The organism is Tropicimonas sediminicola (assembly GCF_900188335.1).
In the GTDB taxonomy this organism is placed as follows: domain Bacteria; phylum Pseudomonadota; class Alphaproteobacteria; order Rhodobacterales; family Rhodobacteraceae; genus Tropicimonas; species Tropicimonas sediminicola.
Window position 1 is genome coordinate 129,693 of the sequence record NZ_FZOY01000010.1, and the last position, 17,171, is coordinate 146,863.

Below are 17,171 nucleotides of genomic sequence, written 5' to 3' on the forward strand. Positions count from 1 at the left end.
CTTGGTCGAGGTTTCGCAGCATGGACCGCTGGAAACCGAAACGGCCGGCGCGCTTCTGCGCCGCCGGCCATCAAAGGATGATTCCGTCCGGCTGCCCCGGCTTAGAGGATCACCGGCCCAACCGTCAGTAGGATATTGGCGAACCTCCGCGTCTCGCCGCTGGCGATCACCAGCAGAGTGTCCGAGGATTTTGCCAATGCGTAGAACTCCTCGCGGGCGACGAATTCCATCGGCGTGTCGTCGGGAAGAATCTCGACATACTCCGCATGCAGAGCATTCTCGAAATCCTCGGGCCAGGCCATCATCCGCGCCATCTCGACATTGATGAGCTTGCAGACGCCTTTCAGGATCTCGGCGCTGGCGACAGTCCCGGGAGCGAAATTCAGATAGACGATTTCCGCTTCCGGCGCGGAATTGGTCACGAATGAGTAATTCGCGTCCGAAATGAGAATCTGGGCCTTGTGCCCTGCCCGGGCGAGCGCGGCCAGAAGCTGCGGATGAAGGATGTCGGACTTGATCATGATGCCTCCTTGGGCGTGGCGCCGCGCGGGCGGCACCACCCATGCGATCACATGCGGTAGACGCCGCCGTTGACGTCGATCGTGGCTCCGGTGATGAAACCATCGTATTCGGAGGCGAGGAAGGTGATCGTCCGCGCAACGTCTTCCGAGGTGCCGGCCCGGCCGAGCGGAATGCCCCTGACTGTCTCGTCCGCGGATTCCTTGGTCGTGTGCTGGTTGTGGAAGCGCGTGCCAAGGATCAGCCCCGGGGCGACGGCGTTCACCCGGATGCCGAATTCTCCGAGTTCGGCGGCAAGCGACCGGCTCCAGGTGAGAACCGCCCCCTTGGTCATGGAATAGACCAGCGAGCCGGAATGCCCGCCGGAACGGCCAGCAAGGGAGGCGAGGTTGACGATGCTGGCGCCTTCCTCTGCCTGCTTCAGGTGAGGAAGCGCGGCCTGGGTGACATTGAGCATGGTCGTCATGTTGACGTCGATCACTGTCTGCCAGAACTCCGGCTCGATCTCGCCCAGCCATTTCCGGGCGATGATGCCGCCGACGTTGTTGACCAGCACATCCATGCCGCCCAGGAACTCGGCGGCATTCGCCACACAGGTCTCCGCCTCGTCCTTCTTCGTCAGGTCGGCCGGGCCGAACGCGGCGCGCCGGCCGAGGGATGTCGCAAGCTCGACAAGCTGCTCAGGCCCTTCCGTTCCGCTGAAGTAATGCAGGTAGATATCGCATCCCGCCTCGGTCAGGCATTTCGCAGTGTGGAAACCGATGCCCTGCTCGGCGCCGGTGATGAAGACCTTCTTGCCTTCCAGTTTTCCCATCTTCTTCTCCTTGATAGATCGTGTGACGCCCCCGTGCCGCTTGTCGGCAGCGGCTTCACGCGGAGCGCGCAGTCATTGGGCTGTGGCTGTTCCTGCAAGTCCCGGCCTCGTGCGCCATGCCGGGGAGCGCCGCCGCCCCGGAGCGCTTCCGAAGGGCGGGCTCACCTGCAGGTCGGACCGCGGTGTGAGGTTCGGCCCGCAATGCATCATCGCGTGGGCAGGCACTGCGCTATTGTTGTGAATATTTGTAAACATCTCGGGCGCCTGTATGCGCCAGACCGGAGGGATTGACTATCCCCGCCTTGCCGGCTGCGACAACCGGCTCCGCCCCCCCGGATAAGCCCATCGGCTCAACGCCGAATACAGATGTGAACTCGATGCCGGCACCACCGGGCAAAGAATCATTCTCTGCGCCGCAGCAAGAGCGTTACATGGAGCCATTAGCATGACCCGGCATTTCAGTTCAGGATCGACCGATGTTCTCACTCAAGGGCAAGAAGGCGCTGGTTGTGGGCGTCGCAAACGATCAATCCATTGCCTACGGCTGTGCCGAAGCCTTTCGCGCGCAGGGGGCCGACCTCGCCATCACCTATCTCAACGCGAAGGCGGAAAGCTATGTCCGGCCATTGGCGGAGAGGCTCGGCGCCGAGATCATCGAGCCCCTCGACGTCTCCGACCCGGACCAGGAGCGGGCGCTTTTCGACGTGATCCGCGAGAGGTGGGGCAAGCTCGACATCCTGCTGCATTCCATCGCCTTCTGTCCGAAGGAGGATCTGCACGGGCGGGTCATCGATTGCTCGTCCAAGGGGTTCCAACAGGCGATGGACATTTCGGTCCATTCCTTTCTTCGTCTCATCCGGCTCTCCGAACCCTTGATGCAGGACGGCGGCACATGCCTGACCGTCTCGTTCTACGGCTCGGAGGAGGTGGTCGAGGATTACAACGTCATGGGCCCGGTCAAGGCCGCGCTGGAGAGCGTAACCCGCTATGTTGCGGCGGAATTGGGCGGTAAGATGATCTCGGTCAATGCCCTGTCGCCGGGGCCGCTGGCGACTCGCGCCGCCTCCGGCATCTCCCATTTCGACGAGATGCTGGCCGATGCCGCGCGACGGGCGCCCACGCATACCCTCGCCCGGATCGAGGATATCGGCGCCTATGCCGCGTTCCTCGCCTCGGAAGAGGCCCGAAACGTCACCGGCGCCGTCGTCAAGATCGACGGCGGCTATTCGATCATGGGGTGAGGCCCGCGCGCGCCACGCCGTCGGGAAAATCCCGGCACAAGGAGTTCCAAGGATGCATCGCACGATCACCGACAATCTCGAATGTGCCCGCAGCGCCGCCGCGCTTCAGTCGTATTTCCTGCAGACGGTCACGCAGCGGCTCGGCACCCGCGCCGCCGAAACCCTGCGCGGCGATGCGGACCGCATTCGGGACGAAATGCTGTCGCTCGTCGAGAACTCGGCCGGCCAGTCACCGCAACAGATAGCGGAGGCCTGGCAATCCTATCTCGTGGACGCAGCCCAGCGGGGCGTGCTGACCCTCGATGTCCTGCGCCGCTGGTCCGATCAGAACACGTCGCTGCAGGACGACGGCGCGCCGACCGAGCACGTCCTGATCTATGACCACGACGTCGTCATGGACGGGCGCGGGCTGCCGAGCCCGTGCAATTACGTGCTGCTCCGCATCCACCCGGATGCCGATCAGGAAATCCACGAGTGGAAACGCCCCTATGTGATCATCGATCCCCGCGCCGGGCACGGCCCCGGCATCGGCGGTTTCAAACGCGACAGCCAGATCGGCGTGGCGCTTGCCGATGGCCACCCGGTCTATTTCGTCTCGTTCCGGCAGGACCCCGAGCCCGGCCAGACGCTCGCCTCCGTCGCCCATGCCGAGGCGGCCTTCCTGCGCCACATTCGCCAGCTGCACCCCGACAGCCCGCCACCGATCGTCGTCGGCAATTGCCAGGGCGGGTGGGCCACCGCGATCCTTGCCGCAACCCATCCCGACCTCGCCGGACCGATCGTGCTCAACGGATCTCCGATGTCCTACTGGTCCGGCAAGCTCGGTCAGGACCCGATGCGCTATTCCGGGGGCCTGGGCGGCGGGGCGGTGCCGGCCGCACTGGCCGGCGACCTGGGCGGCGGCATTTTCGATGGCGCCTACCTGGTGCAGAATTTCGAAGAGCTGAACCCGGGCCGGAACTGGTTCCGCAAGTATTACGATCTCTACCGCGATGTGGATAACGGCGCCGAGCGCTTTCTCGAGTTCGAGAAATGGTGGGGCGCGTTCTACCTGATGACCACAGAGGAGATCCGCTGGATCGTCGAGAACCTCTTCATCGGCAACCGGCTGGGTCGCAACACGGCGCAGCTCGAGACCGGTCGCCCCATCGACCTCAAGCAGATCCGCGCGCCGATCATCTGCTTCGCCTCCCATGGCGACAACATCACCCCTGTGGGACAGGCGCTGAACTGGATCCTCGACACCTATTCCGACGAGCACGAGATCGAGATCCTCGGCCAGCGCGTGCTCTACCTGGTGCACGAGGATGTCGGACACCTCGGCATCTTCGTTTCCTCGAAGATCGCCAGGAAAGAACACAGCCAGATGGCCTCGACGCTCAAGACAATCGAAGCGCTGGCGCCCGGCCTTTACGAGCTGGTGATCGAGGACGTGGTCGGCGAGGGCAAGGAGAAGACCTTTGCCGTCAGCTTCGCACGGCGGACGATGGAGGATGTCGCTTCCCACAGCGGCTCGCGCCGGGACGAGCCCGCCTTTGCCGCCGTCGCGCGCGCCTCCGAAGCCATGGTGGAGGCCTACGATACCGTGATCGGCCCGTTTATCCAGCCGCTGGTCACGCCCGAGATGGGGAAGCTCGTCCGCGACACCAACCCGATGCGCACCACGCGGCGCAGCTTCGCCTCGTCGAACCCGGCGATGACCGGCGTGCCCGCCGCGGCGGAACATGCCCGGCAGACGCGCAAACCGGCAGCGGCGGAGAACCCGTTCGTGCTCGCAGAGAAGCTCGCGGCCGACATGATCGAGACCTCCTGGAACATCTGGCGCGACCTGCGCGAGGCCAGCCAGGAGACCGCGTTCTTCGCGATCTGGGGCTCGCCGCTTGCCATCGCCTACGGTCAGCAACGGGCGCTCGGCCGGACCCACAAGCGGCCGGAAGACCTCGTCGCCCTGCCGACGGTGCAGGATGCGCTCGCCCGCATCGAGGACGGCGGCTTCGCCGAAGCGCTCGTTCGTATCCTTGTGCTGCTGGCGAACACCCGCCCGGATGTCCGGCACGACCGCCTTGAACGCGCGGCGAACGTCCTCAACGAGTCCGAGCCGTTCAGCAGCATGCCCGAGGAACTCCGCAGCAAGAAGATCCAGGAACAGACGCTCATCGTCGAGTACGGCGGCGATGCGGCGCTGGAAAGCCTGCCCGGATTGCTCCGGACCGATGCCGAGCGGAGGCGCGCGCTCGACACGGCACGGTTTATCGTCGGCGAGGTCAAGGAGATGACCGCCGCGACCCGTTCGATGATGGAGCGGATCGAGGGGCTGCTGGCGCCCCTTCAGGCCCCGAACGCCGCCCAGTAGACGGCCCGTGCCTCGCTCACTTGCCGCGTGGGCGCACACCGTTGAGGAAGATTTCGATCGCACGGTCGCGGCGGGCCTCGCGTTCCTCCGGCTTGCGAAGGATGCGGTCGGGATCGAGCAGGCAGGGGATGGTGTTGCCCACCACCATGTCGACAAGCAACTCCGCGGCCGCGGGGATTTCCTCGGGCGCGAGGTCGATCTCGCCGGCCTCGGCGGCCTGAAGAAGCTCCGCGCGGAGCAGTTCGGCCGCCTGGCCCGGCCCCATCCGGCTGAGGCCGAGGGCCATCTCCGGGTAGTTTCGCGCTTCGGCGATCACCGCGCGAAGCATCTCGATCGCCACGTCCGGGGGCTCGCGCTTGACGTTGAAGGTCAGGAGGATGCGCAGCCGCTCCTCGAGCGACGCGTTCCGCTCGTCGGGCCGGAGCGGACGGAACAGCGCCCGGCTCATCCGCGCCAGCCCGGCCCCCAGGAGTTCCTCCCGGCTGCGGTAAAGCGCGTAGAGCGTCCGCTTCGACATGCCGGCCCGCTGGGCGATGTCGTCCATCGTCACATCCTCGGGCCCCTTTTCCGACAGCAGGGCGATGGCGCAGTCCAACACCAGCGCCTCGCGCTCAGCCTGGCACATCTGCACAGGACGTCCGCGCTTGCGCAGCTTGCCCTGGTCGTTCCGGTCGGTATTCCGTGGAGCTTCAGTCAATCCCCGTCCCCCTCAAACGCCACGCTCAGCAGCAATCTCGCATCTGCAGCGTGAGCGGACTTTACAAAACCCTATAGTTTCCATAATTGCCGCATTCAAGAGTTCCGCCGCGCAACAGGGCGGACGTTTGTCTCCCGGAGTCCCCAATGCCGACGTTTCGATCCCTCCTAACGATTCTGCTCGTGGCAATCGCTCTTGCCCCGGCCGCGCCCTCGGCGCGGGCACAGCAACAGGGCGGCGAGCGCCCGCCGATGCCGGTCACCGTGGTGACGCTGCAGGCGAGCGACGTGACGCTCACCTCGACCCTTCCGGGCCGCGTGACCGCCTCCGGCGTCGCGGAAGTGCGTCCGCAGGTCAGCGGGATCGTCACCGAACGGCTCTTCGAGGAGGGCAAGCCAGTCGAACAGGGCGCACCGCTCTATCGCATCGACGCGGCCAGCTACGAAGCCGCAAAGGCCGCCGCGGAGGCAAGCCTTGCACAGGCGCAAGCGCAGTTCCGTGCCGCCGATCGCGAGAAGACCCGTCAGGAGGAACTGCGCCAGCGCAACGTGACGAGCCAGCAGGTGCTTGATGACGCCGTGGCCGCAGTTGATGCCGCAACCGCGGCGGTCAAGGTCGCCGAGGCGCAGGTTCTGGCCGCGACGATCGACCTGGAGCGGACGACGATCACGGCCCCGATTTCGGGAACCGTCGGCCTCAGCCAGACCACGCAGGGCGCGCTGGTCACCGCCGGTCAGGCCAGTGCCCTGACCGTGATCCGAAAGCTCGACCCAGTCTATGTCGACGTGACGCAATCGGCAGCGGAGATCCTGCAGTGGCGCCGCTCCGGCCAGCACCTGGCCGAGGACGCCGGCACCCGGATCGCCCTGCGCCTCGCTGACGGCGGCACCTACGAGCACGAGGGCGTCCTCGCAGCGGCTGAACCGCACGTGAACGAGACCACCGGCGTGATCGTTCTGCGGCTGGAATTCCCCAATCCCGAGCAGTTCCTGCTGCCGGGCATGTACGTCCAGGTCGAGCTGCCCCAGGCGGTGGTGCGAGACGCGGTGCTCGCCCCGCAGGAGGGCGTGACACGTGACCGCCGCGGCCGGCCCGTGGCAATGGTCGTGAACGCCGAAAACCAGATCGAGACGCGCGAACTCACCGTGGAGCGCGACCTCGGAAACCAGTGGGTCGTGACAGACGGCCTCGCGCCAGGCGACCGGATCATCGTCGCCGGCCTCCAGAAGGTTTCGCCCGGCATGACCGTTCTGCCCGAAGAACGTGCGGCCGCCGACGCCGCTGCACCCGCCAACTGAACATCATCCCCCGGAGGGAACCATGGCCCGATTTTTCATCGACAGGCCCGTCTTTGCCTGGGTGATCTCGATCCTCATCATGGGAGTCGGCCTGCTGTCGATCTACACGCTCCCCGTCGCGCAATATCCCCAGATCGCACCGCCCTCGGTGCGGATCAGCGCGCAATATCCCGGCGCCTCGGCGGAGACGGTGGCCAACACGGTCACTCAGATCATCGAGCAGCAGATGACCGGGCTCGACGGGATGCGCTACATGTCGTCCTCCTCGACCTCGGCCGGGACGGCGAACATCACCCTGACCTTCGAGGCCGGCACAGATCCGGACGTGGCGCAGGTGCAGGTGCAGAACAAGCTGGCGCAGGCAACGCCCCTGCTCCCGGAAGCCGTGCAGCGGCTTGGCGTTCCGGTGGAGAAGGCGTCGTCCTCGTTCTTCATGGTCATCGCCCTGATCTCGGAGGATGGGCGGCTCGACCAGTCGGACCTCTCCGACTACCTGAATTCCAACATGGTCGACGAGTTCTCGCGGATCGAAGGCGTGGGTGGCGCACAGGTATTCGGCGCGCAATACGCCATGCGGATCTGGCTCGACCCCTCCAAGCTCGCCGCCTTCGAGATGACCCCATCGGACGTGGTCAGCGCGGTCTCGGCGCAGAATGCGCAGATCTCAGCGGGCTCCTTCGGCGCGCTTCCGGCGCCTGAAGGGCAACAGCTCAACGCCACCATCACGGCCCAGTCGCTGCTCACCACACCCGAGGATTTCCGCAACATCGTCCTGCGTGCGGAAACCGACGGCGGCCTCGTGCTGCTGCGCGACGTGGCGCGCGTGGAGATCGGTGCCGAGAACTATTCCACCATCGCCCGGTTCAACGGCCAGCCGGCGTCCGGCATGGCGCTGAACCTCGCCTCGGGGGCCAATGCGCTCGACACCGCGGAGCGGGTGAAGGAACGGATCGCCGATTACGCGGAGTTCTTCCCCGAAGGCGTGAGCTACGTCATCCCCTACGACACCACCCCCTTCATCGAGATCTCGATCCACGAAGTCCAGAAGACGCTGTTCGAGGCCATCGGGCTGGTCTTCGTGGTGATGCTGCTCTTCCTGCAGAATTTCCGGGCCACCCTGATCCCGACGCTCGCGGTTCCGGTCGTCATCCTCGGCACCTTCGCGATCCTGTCCCTGGCGGGCTTCACCATCAACACGCTCACCATGCTGGCGATGGTGCTGGCCATCGGCCTGCTGGTCGATGACGCCATCGTCGTGGTCGAGAACGTCGAGCGGATCATGGAGGAAGAGGGGCTCTCACCCCGCGAGGCGACGCGCAAGTCGATGGGGCAGATCACCGGCGCCCTGATCGGCATCGCGCTCGTGCTCTCGGCGGTGTTCGTGCCGATGGCCTTCTTCGGCGGCTCGACCGGCGTGATCTATCGCCAGTTCTCGATCACCATCGTCTCGGCGATGGCGCTTTCGGTGCTGGTGGCCCTGACGCTGACGCCGGCGCTCTGCGCCACCCTGCTGCGCAGCAAGGACGTCCAGCACGCCCGCCGCGGCCCGCTGGCCTGGTTCAACACCGGCTTCGACCGGCTGACCGGCGGCTACGCGGGCACCGTGGGCTACCTGATCCGCCGGCCGTTCCGCGTGCTGATCGTCTACGCGGCGCTTGGCTACGGGATGGTGTTCCTGTTCCAGAATACGCCCACCGGCTTCCTGCCCGACGAGGACCAGGGCATCCTGATGACGCTGATCCAGGCGCCCACCGGCGCCACCGCCGAACGCACGCAGGACGTGGTCGAGCAGGTCGAGAGCCATTTCAACACCGTCGAGGCGGAGAACGTGCAATCGGTCTTTGGCGTCGTGGGCTTCAGCTTTGCCGGCCAGGGCCAGAACATGGGGCTTGCCTTCGTGCGGATGAAGGATTGGGAGGAGCGTCCCTCGCCAGCGCAATCAGTTCAGGCCGTGGCTGGCCGCGCTTTCCCTGCCTTCATGGGGATCCGAGATGCGATGGTCTTTCCCATCGTGCCGCCCTCGGTGATCGAACTGGGCAACGTGTCGGGCTTCGACTTCTTCCTGCAGGCGCAGGCCGGTCAGACCCATGAGCAGCTCCTTGCCGCGCGCAACCAGCTGCTCGGCATGGCGTCGCAAAGCCCGCTCATCGCCTCGATCCGTCCCTCGGGGCTGGAGGATGCCGCGCAGTTCAAGCTCGACATCGACTGGCGCGCCGCCGGGGCCGTTGGGGTCACCCCCGCCAACGTCGGCACCACGCTCAACATCGCCTGGGCCGGGAGCTACGTAAACGATTTCAACGACAACGGCCGGATCAAGCGGGTCTATGTCCAGGGCGAGCCGGACAGCCGCGCGACCCCGTCGGACCTGAGCAAGTGGCGGGTCCGCAATGCCAATGGCGAACTGGTGCCCTTTGCCAACTTCACCAGCGAGAGCTGGGAATACGGCCCCCAGGGCCTCAATCGCTACAACGGCATTCCCGCGATGCAGATCCAGGGGACGCCCGCCCCGGGCGTGACCACCGGAGAAGCCATCGCCGAGATCGAGCGCATGGTGTCGGAACTCCCTCCGGGCTACAGCGCGGCCTGGACCGGGCTGTCGCTGGAGGAACTCGACTCAGGTGGCTCAGCGCCGATGCTCTACGCGCTGTCCCTGGCGGCCATCTTCCTCTGCCTCGCGGCGCTCTACGAGAGCTGGGCGATCCCCTTCTCGGTGATGCTGGCGATGCCGATCGGCGTGCTCGGCACGATGGGTGCGGCCTACTGGTTCGGGTTCGAGAACGGCGTCTTCTTCCAGGTCGGGCTGCTGACCGTGATCGGCCTGACCGGCAAGAACGCGATCCTGATCGTGGAATTTGCACGCGAACGGTTCGAGGCGGGCGAAGACCTCTATTCCGCCGTCAAGGAAGCCGCCCGCCAGCGTTTCCGGCCGATCATCATGACCTCGCTGGCCTTCTCTCTGGGCGTGGTGCCGCTCGTGCTCTCCACTGGCGCCGGTGCCGGCGGACGCACGGCCGTGGGCTCCGCGGTGCTTGGCGGCACGATCACGGGCACCGTGCTCGGGGTGGTCTTCGTCCCGATGTTCTTCGTGCTGGTGGCGCGGATCTTCAACCGCAAGCGGGTACGGACGCAGGCCGGAGCACAGACACAGGCCGCGGCACAGCCGACGGCGGCGAGCCATGCCTGACGTGGACTTCGACCCACGAACACCGAGGGGCTGGGGCGCTGCTGTGCGCCCTGCCCCGCGCCCCGCCTGAGACGCGCTGGATCGCTCCGAGCGCGTCACGGTCACAGCCCCCGGCGGGTGGCAGGCATGCGCGCCCGCCGAGAGCCTTTTCCTCAAATTGAAACGGTGCGCCGAGCGGGCGCTTAGCGCTTATTGTACTGCGGCGATGCCGAGCCGGGGGCACCTGTCTTGCCGCCCTTCTTGCCGGCAGCCATGGCCCGCGCCTTGTTCTTCTTGCTGTTCGGCTTTCCGACGGGCGGCTTCGGCCCCCTGGGCTTGCCGTCAGGCGACTTCCGCTTCGCGTACCCCGCATTCGGCTTGCGCTCCGGCGTTCCAGCGGCCGTGTCCGACGGCGATCCGGCGTGGCGCTTCTTGTGCCGCGGCTTGCGCTCACCCGGCGCCTTGTCGTGCGCGGGCCGCTCCTCGCGTGGGGCGGGATCGGCGGCGCGCTCGGCGGCCCGGGGCTTCCTCGGCGCGGCATCGGTCGGGGCGGCCGCCTCAGCTACGGGTTTTCTGCTGACGGGCGCGCTTCGCGGCGACTTCGCAACCGTCGGCGCCTCGTCGAGCCGCGACAGCGTCACGCCGGGTTCGACCGACAGGTCCGGGCCGATGGCATCGAGGAACGCCGGCACGCTGGATTCCCGGATCTCGACAAAAGAGACATCGGGCTGGAGGCGGATCGCGCCAACGTCCCCCTTGGTGATCTGGCCCGCCTTGCACAGCATCGGCAGAAGGCGGCGCGGTTCGGCGCCCTGGTTGCGCCCGGTCGAGAGCGAGAACCAGACGCTCGGCCCGAATTCCGGCCGCGGCTTGGGCTTGTCGTCATAGGAGGACAGCTCCTCGGGGACGGAGTGGCGTTCCTGGTAGAGCCGCAGGTAGGCCGCCGCGAGCTGCCGGGCCGTGAACCGGTCGGCCAGCGTCTCGACGGTCGCCTCGATCGACTCGGAGATCTCCTCGTGCCAGGCCGGGTCCGCGAGCATCCGCTCCTCGTCCCGCGCCCTGACGGCATCGGCGGAGGGCGCCTCGGACCAGTCGGCCTTGAGCTTGGCCCAGCCGAGAAGGCGCTCCGCCTTCTTGCGCGATTTCGGCGGCACGATCAGCGTGCTGACGCCCTTGCGCCCTGCCCGCCCGGTACGGCCCGATCGATGGAGCAGCGTCTCGTGGCCCGAAGGCAGTTCGGCATGCACAACCAGATCGAGGTTCGGCAGATCGATACCGCGCGCCGCCACGTCGGTGGCCACGCAGACCCGCGCCCGACCGTCGCGCATGGCCTGCAGCGCATGGGTCCGCTCGCTCTGCGACAGTTCGCCGGAAAGCGCCACGACGGAAAACCCGCGGTTCGACAGGCGGGTGGTCAGTCGGTTGACCGTGGCCCGCGTGTTGCAGAACACGATGGCATTGGGCGCCTCGTAGAAGCGCAGCACGTTGATGATCGCGTTCTCGGTGTCACGCTCCGACACGCTCAGGGCGCGATACTCGATATCGGCGTGCTGGGTGTGTTCGGACTTGGTGTCGACCCGGATCGCGTCCTTCTGGTACTGCTGGGCCAGCGCGGCGATCGATTTCGGCACGGTGGCGGAGAACAGCAAGGTCTGACGCTCTTCCGGCGCCTCGCCGAGAATGAACTCCAGGTCCTCCCGGAAACCGAGGTCGAGCATCTCGTCGGCCTCGTCCAGAACCACGGCGCGCACCTCGCCCAGGTCGATGGAGCCGCGCATCAGGTGGTCGCGCAGGCGTCCCGGCGTGGCGACGACGATATGGGCCCCGCGTGCCAGCGCACGACGCTCGTCCCGCATGTCCATGCCGCCCACGCAAGAGGTCACGACGGCGCCCGCCTTGGCATAGAGCCAGCCGAGTTCGCGCTTGACCTGCATCGCCAGTTCGCGGGTCGGCGCAATCACCAGCGCCAGCGGCAGACCGGCGGCATCGAAGACCTCCGCATCGCGCAACAGGGTGGGCGCAATGGCAAGTCCGAAGCCGAGCGTCTTGCCCGACCCGGTCTGCGCCGAGACCAGCAGGTCCGCGCCAACCAGCTCGGGCTTGGTCACCGCCTTCTGGACAGGGGTGAGCGTTGCATATCCACGCTCTTCGAGCGCGTCAGAAAGGGTACGTATCACGGTGTTCATTTCCGTTGGCTAGAGATTGGAAACGCCGTGCACAGTGTCTCTTCCCGACCGTTCAGCGCCTCTTCCAGTTCGCTTCCTGTCATGACCGGAAGGTCAGGAGTTCGCGACCGGCGGGTTCTAGTCGGTCTGCGCAGGGATTCATAGGGCTTTTTGCACCTGCCGCATCGGGACTGCTTCGCCCCACGAAGGGGGGCTCTGTTTCGGAGCCCCTGTTGCCCCCCGGCGAGGCGGTCACGCGCCAATCAAACCTGAATTGCAGATATACTTTAAATTTCAGGCGGTTACATTGCCCTTTGCGACGCTTCGTCACTTGCCGGATCACTCACGACCTTGTTACCGTGAGTCTGTTAGGACAAGGGCGGGCCCCGTGTCGTCCGCCTCCCGAGCAAGCAAGAACACGCTCGCAAGCAATGGAAGGTGGACAGATGAAGAACGCTTTGCGCGGCAAGATGTTGGCCCTCGTTCTGGTCGGGGCCACAGCCCTTGGCTGGACGACCTCGTCCACATCGGTACATGCCCAGGACAGCGGCGCAGCCGCGACTTTCAACCCTGCGGACCTGATGCCGGAGATCCCGGCGCTGGAAGCATGGCGCAACTCCCCCCACGCGGACCTGTCGAAGGAGGCGTTCCGCCACTGGGACGAGGAGGAGGACAAGCTGATCCCCGAGACCTGCGCCAAGTGCCACTCGACCACCGGCTACCTGGAGTTCCTCGGTGCTGACGGCAGCGAACCGGGCGTCGTCTCCAAGCAGGAAATCGACCCCGAACATGCATCCGGCATCGCCTGCATGGCCTGCCACAACACCGTGGCGCAAAACATGACCTCGGTGATCTTCCCCTCCGGCGATGAGGCGGAAGTGTTCACCTCGGACATTCGCTGCATGACCTGCCACGGCGGCCGGGCCTCGACCGTGCAGGTGAATGACAAGATGGAAGAGCTGGGGAATCCCGAGTCGGACAGCGTGGCTGCCGATCTGGCCTTCATCAACATCCATTACCGTCCGGCCGCGGCGACGCGGTTTGGCGGCGAGGTGCGCGGTGGCTATGAGTACGACGGAATGGAATATGCCGGGTACTACTTCCACGACCGCGACTCGCAAACCTGCAACGATTGCCACAGCCCCCACTCGCTGGAGGTGAAGGTGGAAAGCTGCACGGATTGCCATGACGAGGTGGACGCAGCCAATGCCGAAACCATGCGCCTAGTGCGGTCTTCCAAGGCCGACTACGACGCCAACGGCGACACCTCCGAAGGCATCCACGCCGAGATCGCCGCGCTGCACGGCCAGCTCTACGACGCGATCTCGAGCTATGCCGATGCCGTGCTGGGGCAGCCGGTCATCTTCCGGGGCACCAACTATCCGTACTTCTTCAACGACACCAATGGCAACGGAGAGGCGGATGACGACGAGGTGGCCTTCCCGAACCGCTACCAGTCCTGGAGCCCGCGCCTGCTGAAGGCCGCCTACAACTACAACTTCATCTCGAAGGATCCGGGCGGCTACACGCACAACCCGTACTACCAGCTGCAGCTGGCCTACGACAGCATCGCCGACCTCGCCGAGGGTGGCAGCGGTGTGGAAGTCATGGGCGAGCGTCCGGACGAGTAATCCGCGCGGCACAGCGTGATCGAACCTGGGGAGCGGCCGCCGGTGGCGGCCGTTTCCTGCAAACCGCCTCTCCCATGATACGGACCATCCCCATGCCAATGCCCCGGCTAAGCGCCCTGATGCTGGCGTTTGCCTTCCTGGCGACGAGCCCTCAGCCTGTGGCGGCCCAGTCAGAGACTGCCGCCCTCCCGGAAACACCGCCTTCCGCAACCGTTGCTCCCAGCTCGACGGCTGATCATTCGCGTTTCGCGGAACTTGAAGGTCCGTTCAAGGATGCGCGCGAGGTCAACGAAGCCTGCCTTTCGTGTCACAACACGGGCCCCGAGCAATTGCATGGCACGATCCATTTCACCTGGACGGCGCCGCAAGAGGCGGGCGCGGAGGCGGCCAAACAGCTTGGCATGCTGCACGTCGCCAACGGCTTCCTGCTGTCGACCCCGTCCAATATCGAGGCCTGCACTTCCTGCCACATCGCCGGCACCCGGTCGGACGACCCCGCGATGCTGGACGCCTCCAGCGATCCCGTCGCGCCGGTGGACTGCCTTTCGTGCCATGAACCGACCGGTCAATGGACCGTCGCCAATTTCCACGAGAACGGCGCCGCCTGCACCATGTGCCACGACGACCGGCTCAAGGGCGACACGCCCGAGATCGAGGACCTTGCGCTGGCGGCCCGCTCGGTCGGGCCGTCGACCCGCGCTTCCTGCGGCAGCTGCCATTTCGACGCGGACGGCGGCCCGGGCGTCAAGCACGGCGACCTGAACGCCGATCTGATCGAGCCCGACGCGACGCTCGACGTCCACATGGCCGCGGCCCCGGATGGCGCCGGCTTCACCTGTTCGACCTGCCACACGACGCAGGACCACGCCGTTGCCGGCAGCCGCTACACCGGAGGCCCGGGCAAGAGCCCAGACCGGCCCGCCCTCGCCGGCGCCGCCGCCTCCTGCCAGAGCTGCCACAGCGCGACGCCCCACGAGGCGCTCGCCAGCGGCCCGCGCCTCGACCGCCATATCGACGCCGTCGCCTGCGAGACCTGCCACATCCCGGCGATCGCCCGCGGCGAGACGAAAACGCGCGTGCTTTGGGACTGGTCCAGCGTCGGCGAGCTTGATCGCCGCCGGCAACCCTTCGTGGACACCGAGAAGGACGGGACTGTCACCTATTCCTCCGAAAAGGGGCACTTTGCCCATGCTTCGGCCTTCGAGCCCACGCTGATCTGGTCCGATGGCCGATTGAACGTGCACCGCCCCGGAGATGTCCTGCCCTGGGGCTCTGCCGAAGAGGACGAGGACCTTTCCGACGAGGCCCGCGAGGGAGAGGCCGAAGCCATCGCGGACGCCTTTGCCGACGCGCCGTGGATCTCCGCCTATGACGGTGCGCCGGGGGCGGAGCATTCCCGGGTCGCGCCGGTCAAGGTCATGCATTCCGTCGTACCGATCGACGCGGAAAGCCGGGCGCTGGCCGCCGCGCTCTTTGCCGGGCGCGGGCGGGATGCGCTGTGGAACGACTTCCGCTGGGAGGATGCGGTCGAGACCGGCATGGACGCGGCCGGCGTGGACTTCAGCGGCGACGTGGCCTTCGCCCGCGTGCGCCAGATGATCCCGGTGAACCACATGATCGCTCCCGCCGACCAGGCGCTCGACTGCAACGCCTGCCACGCCAGGGACGGACGCCTCGCCGACCTGCCCGGCGGCTTCGTGCCCGGGCGCGACGGGTTCGAGCTGCTCGACAAGGCGGGGCTCCTGCTCCTCGCGGCCACGCTGGCCGCCGTCCTGCTTCACCTGATCCTACGGCTCGGCTTCGGGCTCTTCTACAAGGGCAATCGTCATGGCTGACACGCGCGCATCCGACCCCAGGGGCGTCTATCTCTTTCCGCCGTTCGAGCGATTCTGGCACTGGAGCCAGGCCGCCCTGATCATCTTCCTCATGGCCACAGGCGCCGAGATCCACGGCTTCTGGACATGGCTCGGTTTCGAGCGGGCTCTGAACCTGCATGTCATGTCCGCCTTTGCGCTGCTCGTGCTGTGGGTCTTTGCCATCTTCTGGCATATCGTGACCGGCCAGTGGCGCCACTACGTGCCGACCACCAGGGGGCTGTGGAAGGTGATCTCCTTCTACGCCACAGGCATTTTCAGAGGCGCCCCGCACCCGTTCAAGCCCAGCACCCGCCGCAAGCACAACCCGATGCAGGCGATGGCCTATCTCGGCTTCAAGCTGCTGATGGCGCCGGGGATCTGGATCTCGGGGCTGATCCTCTGGCTCTATGGCAAGTTCCCCGCGCTTTATCCGGAGGCGCTGCCCATCCTCTGGGTCAACGCCGTACACGTCGCCGCCGCCTTCCTGATCGCGGCCTTCCTGATCGCGCATCTCTACCTGATCACGACGGGCGAGACGGTGTTTGCGCAGCTGCGGGCGATGATCACCGGCTGGGACAGGCACGGCACGACCGAGGAGGACTGAGCACGCCGCCTTTCGGCTATCGGCACCGCCCTTCCGAAATCAAACTTCTGAAACAAAGGCGCGACTCGGCAGATCCGCGATATGATTGGAGGTGTCCGACATTCCGGACCCAGGTTGGCTCGCCCCGCAGGAGGAGGCGCGGCGGGCCGGGGAGGACGTGAAATGAACAAGCATGACATCGACGCCAACGCACCGGTCCCCACCGCAGACCAGCTCCGCATGGAGTTGATCGAGCGCAAGCTGGCGGAAATGGAGAAGCGTGAGACCCAGAAGGCTGCCGAACGGCAGAAACTTGCGGCCTTCACCGACGATTTCATGAAGAACCATGTCTCCGACAAGGAGCGGGAGATGATCCGCCGGCTGGTCCAGAACGCGGTCAGCGACGGCAAGTGGGAGGCGCTCGTCTACAGCTTCCCGTCAGATCTCTGCACCGACAGCGGACGCGCGATCACCAACGGCGAACCGGACTGGCCCAAGACGCTCCAGGGCAAGGCGAAGGAGCTCTACGAGCGCTACCAGACCATCGCCAAGCCGGCGGGCTACCGGCTGAAGGCCATGATCATCAACTATCCCGGCGGCATGCCGGGCGACGTCGGTCTCTTTCTGAGCTGGGCTCCAGAGGCCTAGCGCGGACAGCAGATCCACCTGCCGGGCCGCGGCCCGCCACGTCGCGGGCCGCGATAACGTTTTCCTGAACGGCCACACGTCAGCCGCCTTTCAAAGGGCTGGTCCATCCTCTCTTCCTCATTCCTTCAAATTCACCGGGCTTTGTGCGTCGCGATGCGACGGCAAGCTGCGCCCCTGCGTTGGGTCATGGCGAACCGGACGGC

At 66.2% G+C, this 17,171-nt stretch carries 12 protein-coding genes; 8 read left to right on the top strand and 4 right to left on the bottom strand.

The annotated features are described in order from the left end of the window. Positions 1 to 101: 101 nt before the first annotated feature. A complete protein-coding gene (locus tag CHB86_RS20860; RefSeq protein WP_089235052.1) occupies positions 102 to 521 on the bottom strand; it encodes an RbsD/FucU family protein in 420 nt (139 codons plus the stop codon). Between the two features lie 47 nt (positions 522 to 568). Then, positions 569 to 1,333 (bottom strand): SDR family NAD(P)-dependent oxidoreductase, encoded by a 765-nt coding sequence (locus tag CHB86_RS20865; RefSeq protein ID WP_089235053.1) that lies wholly within the window; start codon positions 1,331 to 1,333, stop codon positions 569 to 571. A 476-nt stretch (positions 1,334 to 1,809) separates the two neighbouring features. Here CHB86_RS20865 and fabI point away from each other — a divergent pair, with 476 nt between their 5' ends. After that, positions 1,810 to 2,574 carry an enoyl-ACP reductase FabI gene (gene fabI, locus CHB86_RS20870; RefSeq protein WP_089235054.1) on the top strand — a complete coding sequence of 255 codons (765 nt, stop codon included), beginning with the start codon at positions 1,810 to 1,812 and terminating at the stop codon, positions 2,572 to 2,574. Between the two features lie 52 nt (positions 2,575 to 2,626). Beyond that, a complete protein-coding gene (locus CHB86_RS20875) occupies positions 2,627 to 4,927 on the top strand; it encodes an alpha/beta fold hydrolase (protein ID WP_176442962.1) in 2,301 nt (766 codons plus the stop codon). Between the two features lie 16 nt (positions 4,928 to 4,943). On the opposite strand, the gene CHB86_RS20880 is transcribed toward CHB86_RS20875, so the two are convergent. Further along, a complete protein-coding gene (locus tag CHB86_RS20880) occupies positions 4,944 to 5,624 on the bottom strand; it encodes a TetR/AcrR family transcriptional regulator (RefSeq protein WP_141134946.1) in 681 nt (226 codons plus the stop codon). Positions 5,625 to 5,770: 146 nt separating this feature from the next. On the opposite strand from CHB86_RS20880, the gene CHB86_RS20885 reads away from it, so the two are divergent. Beyond that, positions 5,771 to 6,922, top strand: a complete 1,152-nt coding sequence (locus tag CHB86_RS20885) for an efflux RND transporter periplasmic adaptor subunit (RefSeq protein WP_089235057.1) — start codon at positions 5,771 to 5,773, stop codon at positions 6,920 to 6,922. A gap of 22 nt (positions 6,923 to 6,944) precedes the next feature. Then, the gene (locus tag CHB86_RS20890; protein ID WP_089235058.1) at positions 6,945 to 10,106 is read left to right on the top strand and encodes an efflux RND transporter permease subunit; all 3,162 of its coding nucleotides are present in this window, start codon (positions 6,945 to 6,947) and stop codon (positions 10,104 to 10,106) included. A 182-nt stretch (positions 10,107 to 10,288) separates the two neighbouring features. Here CHB86_RS20890 and CHB86_RS20895 read toward each other — a convergent pair whose 3' ends face one another. Next, positions 10,289 to 12,262: a DEAD/DEAH box helicase gene (locus CHB86_RS20895; protein WP_089235107.1), complete on the bottom strand. Its 1,974-nt coding sequence runs from the start codon at positions 12,260 to 12,262 to the stop codon at positions 10,289 to 10,291. 434 nt (positions 12,263 to 12,696) lie between these two features. Here CHB86_RS20895 and CHB86_RS20900 point away from each other — a divergent pair, with 434 nt between their 5' ends. The 4 genes from CHB86_RS20900 to CHB86_RS20915 all read left to right on the top strand — a co-directional run bounded on the left by CHB86_RS20900 (position 12,697) and on the right by CHB86_RS20915 (position 16,968). After that, positions 12,697 to 13,881: a cytochrome c3 family protein gene (locus CHB86_RS20900; RefSeq protein WP_217898353.1), complete on the top strand. Its 1,185-nt coding sequence runs from the start codon at positions 12,697 to 12,699 to the stop codon at positions 13,879 to 13,881. A 119-nt stretch (positions 13,882 to 14,000) separates the two neighbouring features. Beyond that, positions 14,001 to 15,716, top strand: coding sequence for a tetrathionate reductase family octaheme c-type cytochrome (locus CHB86_RS20905; protein ID WP_245838250.1), 1,716 nt, complete (start codon positions 14,001 to 14,003; stop codon positions 15,714 to 15,716). Beyond that, on the top strand, positions 15,709 to 16,341 hold the full coding sequence (locus CHB86_RS20910) for a cytochrome b/b6 domain-containing protein (protein ID WP_141134947.1): 633 nt from the start codon (positions 15,709 to 15,711) through the stop codon (positions 16,339 to 16,341). The genes CHB86_RS20905 and CHB86_RS20910 overlap by 8 nt, the downstream gene beginning before the upstream one ends. A 162-nt stretch (positions 16,342 to 16,503) precedes the next feature. Next, positions 16,504 to 16,968: a histidine kinase gene (locus tag CHB86_RS20915; RefSeq protein ID WP_089235060.1), complete on the top strand. Its 465-nt coding sequence runs from the start codon at positions 16,504 to 16,506 to the stop codon at positions 16,966 to 16,968. Positions 16,969 to 17,171 lie beyond the last annotated feature (203 nt).

Excerpts from the sequence above, each read along its gene's own strand:
- CHB86_RS20885 (WP_089235057.1), top strand. The coding sequence starts at position 5,771 with ATGCCGACGTTTCGATCCCTCCTAACGATTCTGCTCGTGGCAATCGCT.
- CHB86_RS20905 (WP_245838250.1), top strand. The coding sequence starts at position 14,001 with ATGCTGGCGTTTGCCTTCCTGGCGACGAGCCCTCAGCCTGTGGCGGCC.
- CHB86_RS20875 (WP_176442962.1), top strand. The coding sequence starts at position 2,627 with ATGCATCGCACGATCACCGACAATCTCGAATGTGCCCGCAGCGCCGCC.
- CHB86_RS20915 (WP_089235060.1), top strand. The coding sequence starts at position 16,504 with ATGAACAAGCATGACATCGACGCCAACGCACCGGTCCCCACCGCAGAC.
- CHB86_RS20860 (WP_089235052.1), bottom strand. The coding sequence starts at position 521 with ATGATCAAGTCCGACATCCTTCATCCGCAGCTTCTGGCCGCGCTCGCC.
- CHB86_RS20890 (WP_089235058.1), top strand. The coding sequence starts at position 6,945 with ATGGCCCGATTTTTCATCGACAGGCCCGTCTTTGCCTGGGTGATCTCG.
- CHB86_RS20865 (WP_089235053.1), bottom strand. The coding sequence starts at position 1,333 with ATGGGAAAACTGGAAGGCAAGAAGGTCTTCATCACCGGCGCCGAGCAG.
- fabI (WP_089235054.1), top strand. The coding sequence starts at position 1,810 with ATGTTCTCACTCAAGGGCAAGAAGGCGCTGGTTGTGGGCGTCGCAAAC.
- CHB86_RS20900 (WP_217898353.1), top strand. The coding sequence starts at position 12,697 with ATGAAGAACGCTTTGCGCGGCAAGATGTTGGCCCTCGTTCTGGTCGGG.
- CHB86_RS20910 (WP_141134947.1), top strand. The coding sequence starts at position 15,709 with ATGGCTGACACGCGCGCATCCGACCCCAGGGGCGTCTATCTCTTTCCG.